The sequence below is a fragment of the Streptomyces sp. Y7 genome, assembly GCF_043195415.1.
Taxonomy (GTDB): Bacteria; Actinomycetota; Actinomycetes; order Streptomycetales; family Streptomycetaceae; genus Streptomyces.
The window spans coordinates 1-477 of sequence record NZ_JBIDDQ010000063.1; the positions used below are offsets into that span (position 1 = coordinate 1).

A 477-nucleotide genomic window follows, 5' to 3' on the forward strand; every position below is an offset into this window, starting at 1 on the left:
GATCTGATGAGCAAAGACCTGGCCGCAGCGTTTGAAAACATGTTCGCCGGCGCGCCGCCGGCAAAAGACCCTCTCGCTGAGTCAATGTCCAAAGTTCACGGTCTCTTTGTCGGCTTCCTCGATAACACCGAGATGAACGGCCTCCCTGGCGTTCCAACGCGCCGCGCGCTTGAGGGCATATCGAAGCGCTTTAAAGGCAAAAAGGGGCCGCCGCGCCCTTCGTTCATTGATACAGGAACCTATCAGGCAGCCATGAGAGCCTGGGTAAGCGGGGTGCTGAATGCCTTCCCTGAGTGAGTTACAGAACGCCAAAACCGAGCTTAACGCCACCCTGACGCAGGGGTTGGATGATCTGAGCCGGTTCCAGGTGGTGACGTTCACGAAGTACATCAGAAAGGTGCTTCCGCTCGATGGATTCGTGTTCTGGGTGAAAGCCTCGGTCCTGTCTGACGATCCGAACACTGAGCCTGATACGGT

At 56.8% G+C, this 477-nt stretch carries 2 protein-coding genes; both read left to right on the forward strand.

Features of this window, described 5'->3' with window-relative positions; translation table 11 throughout:
* The coding region (locus ACGFW6_RS45110) for a hypothetical protein (RefSeq protein WP_393523623.1) at positions 1–297 on the forward strand (297 nt) is incomplete at its 5' end.
* The coding region (locus tag ACGFW6_RS45115; protein ID WP_393523626.1) for a hypothetical protein at positions 281–477 on the forward strand (197 nt) is incomplete at its 3' end. The genes ACGFW6_RS45110 and ACGFW6_RS45115, both read left to right, overlap by 17 nt.